A 3,224-nucleotide genomic window follows, 5' to 3' on the forward strand; every position below is an offset into this window, starting at 1 on the left:
AGTTACTCCTCACTGGCAAGGTTAAGGTCTTCAGTACCGGAGCCGTAGCGAAAGCAAGTTCTAACAGAGCGAATYAGTCAGTGGGGGTAGACGCGAAACTTTGTGATCTATCCATGGGCAGGATGAAGGTTAGGTAAAACTAACTGGAGGTCCGAACTCATTAGCGTTGAAAAGCTATGGGATGACCTGTGGATAGGGGTGAAAGGCCAATCAAACTGAGAGATAGCTCGTTCTCCCCGAAATGTTTTTAGGAACAGCCTTGGATATAGACGTGTTATAGAGGTAGAGCTACTAATTGGGCTAGGGGGCTTCACCGCCTACCAAACCCTAATAAACTCCGAATGCTATAACATAATCTCCAGGAGTGAGGCTGTGGGCGCTAAGGTCCATGGCCGAGAGGGAAATAACCCAGACTAACAGCTAAGGTCCCTAATGATACGTTAAGTTGATCAAACGCGGTTCAAATCCTAAAACAGCCAGGATGTTGGCTTGGAAGCAGCCATTCATTTAAAGAGTGCGTAACAGCTCACTGGTCGAGGGTTTGGGCACGGAAAATAATCGGGCATCAAACGTATAACCGAAGCTTTAGGCCTAGTACTTATGGTACTAGACGGTAGGGGAGCATTCTAAACTGCATCGAAGGTGTGTTGCGAAACATGCTGGAGCGTTTAGAAAAGAAAATGTAGGCATAAGTAACGATAAATAAGATGAAAAATCTTATCGCCGTAAGACTAAGGGTTCCTGATCAACGCTAATCGGATCAGGGTTAGTCGGGTCCTTAGGCAAAGCCGAAAGGTGTAGCTGATGGCAAACTGGTGAATATTCCAGTACCTGCTATAAATTCGATGGAGTAACGGAGTAGTGAAAGGACCGCGCACTTACGGAATAGTGCGTTAAAGGGTGTAGGTATAGGTTTGGTAGGAAAATCCGCCAGACTTGCTGAAGCCTGATAGTACARCAAAGCTTCGGCCGCGYTGATAGTGTCCCTAATCAGACTTCCAAGAAAAACTTCTAAGGTTCGTTTATAGCAGCCCGTACCGTAAACCGACACAGGTAGTCGAGATGAGTATTCTCAGGCGCTCGAGTGATCCGTGGTAAAGGAACTAGGCAAATTGACGCTGTAACTTCGGGATAAGGCGTGCCGCAGTAATGCGGCCTCAGTAAAATGGTACAACCAACTGTTTAACAAAAACACAGGGCCCTGCAAAATCGAAAGATGACGTATAGAGCCTGATACCTGCCCGGTGCTGGAAGGTTAAGGAAGGATGTTCGGRGTAAYCCAAAGCTTCTGACTGAAGCCCCAGTAAACGGCGGCCGTAACTATAACGGTCCTAAGGTAGCGAAATTCCTTGTCGGGTAAGTTCCGACCTGCACGAATGGTCTAATGAGTTGTACACTGTCTCTACCACGAGCTCGGTGAAATTGTAGTATCGGTGAAGATGCCGGTTAATCGCAACGGGACGGAAAGACCCCGTGAACCTTCACTACAACTTAACATTGATTTTGAATGCCAGATGTGTAGGATAGTTGGGAGACTATGAAGCAGCTTCGCCAGGAGTTGTGGAGTCATCGTTGAAATACCAACCTTCTGTTATTTAGAGTCTAATCCCTTAACGGGGAGACATTGTTTGGTGGGTAGTTTGACTGGGGTGGTCGCCTCCTAAAAGGTAACGGAGGCTCGCAAAGGTACCCTCAGTACGGTTGGTAATCGTACGAAGAGCGCATTAGTATAAGGGTGCTTGACTGTGAGGCAAACAAGCCGAGCAGGTGCGAAAGCAGGCTAAAGTGATCCGGTGGTTCTGTATGGAAGGGCCATCGCTCAAAGGATAAAAGGTACTCCGGGGATAACAGGCTGATCTCACCCAAGAGCTCATATCGACGGTGAGGTTTGGCACCTCGATGTCGGTTCGTCACATCCTGGGGCTGGAGAAGGTCCCAAGGGTTCGGCTGTTCGCCGATTAAAGTGGCACGTGAACTGGGTTCAGAACGTCGCAAGACAGTTCGGTCCCTATCTGTTGTGATCGTTAGTAAATTGAGAGGACATGACCTTAGTACGAGAGGACCGGGTCGTACATACCGCTGGTGTATCTGTTGTGCCGCCAGGTGCAGTGCAGAGTAGCTATGTATGGATAGGATAAACGCTGAAAGCATCTAAGCGTGAAACCTGCTTCAAGATGAGTTTACTTTTAAGGGCCGTCGGAGACTACGACGTTGATAGGTTACAGGTGTAAGGGTAGTAAYATCGCAGCCGAGTAATACTAATTGCCCGTAAGCTTTAATTTTTTAAATATTRCGCTAAAGAATTTTGAATACAACTTTCCCGATATGTTATCTTATTAGTTTGCTGTAAAGCAAAGAAGATCTTATGGTGGTTTTGCCGAGGGTGTTCACCTCTTCCCATTCCGAACAGAGAAGTTAAGCCCCTCATGGCCGATGGTACTGCACAACAATGCGGGAGAGTAGGTAGCTGCCATACTTATTAAGTCTCTATCATTAAAGAAAGGGGATCAGTTCAGATCTGTCGGAAATACACTCAACGAAAGTTGAAAACAATTTGAAATAGGATTAAATACTTTTGTTTGCGAATGATAAAGATGATATCTTTGCCATCCGCTTTAAAAATCTAATGTTCTTTGCAAAATAAGGGTTTGATTATCAAAGTATTAAAAGCACTTTCCCAATAGACAAGTCATTGATACTAAGATAATTAAAGATGCAAAAAACTTTAAAAAAGTTTTGGTGATTAAATAAAAGATCACTACCTTTGCAACCCCAACGCAAACGATATAAAAAAGTTCTTCTAAAAATAATAAGATGTTCTGGCTAAAGAGCCACAGAGATCGGATCTCACACATCAACAACGACTAAATGTTAATGGTTAATAACTATCAGCAAGTCATAAGTTCTTTGAAAGAATGGAAACAACAGCACGAATCTAAGTAGTGATGCTTAGRTTCAAACAGGTAATGTACAGCTAAACATAATTAATAGATCACCGATTGATTTCGAGAGAAATTAGTCAGTATCAAAACTTCTTTACAATGGAGAGTTTGATCCTGGCTCAGGATGAACGCTAGCGGCAGGCCTAATACATGCAAGTCGAGGGGCAGCGCAGGTAGCAATACTGGGCGGCGACCGGCAAACGGGTGCGGAACACGTACGCAACCTTCCTTCAAGCGGGGAATAGCCCAGAGAAATTTGGATTAATACCCCATAAGAATGTG

At 44.9% G+C, this 3,224-nt stretch carries 3 rRNA genes (1 of these 3 cut by a window edge); all 3 read left to right on the forward strand.

The window, feature by feature from the left end:
- Positions 1-2,282, forward strand: a 23S ribosomal RNA gene (locus AC1DP6_RS36320) (it extends 500 nt beyond the left edge of the window).
- An 82-nt stretch (positions 2,283-2,364) separates the two neighbouring features.
- Positions 2,365-2,476: ribosomal RNA gene (rrf, locus tag AC1DP6_RS36325) — 5S ribosomal RNA — on the forward strand.
- A gap of 562 nt (positions 2,477-3,038) precedes the next feature.
- A 16S ribosomal RNA gene (locus tag AC1DP6_RS36330) occupies positions 3,039-3,224 on the forward strand; the annotation flags it as partial.

Source organism: Chitinophaga sp. 01L420, from assembly GCF_056399985.1.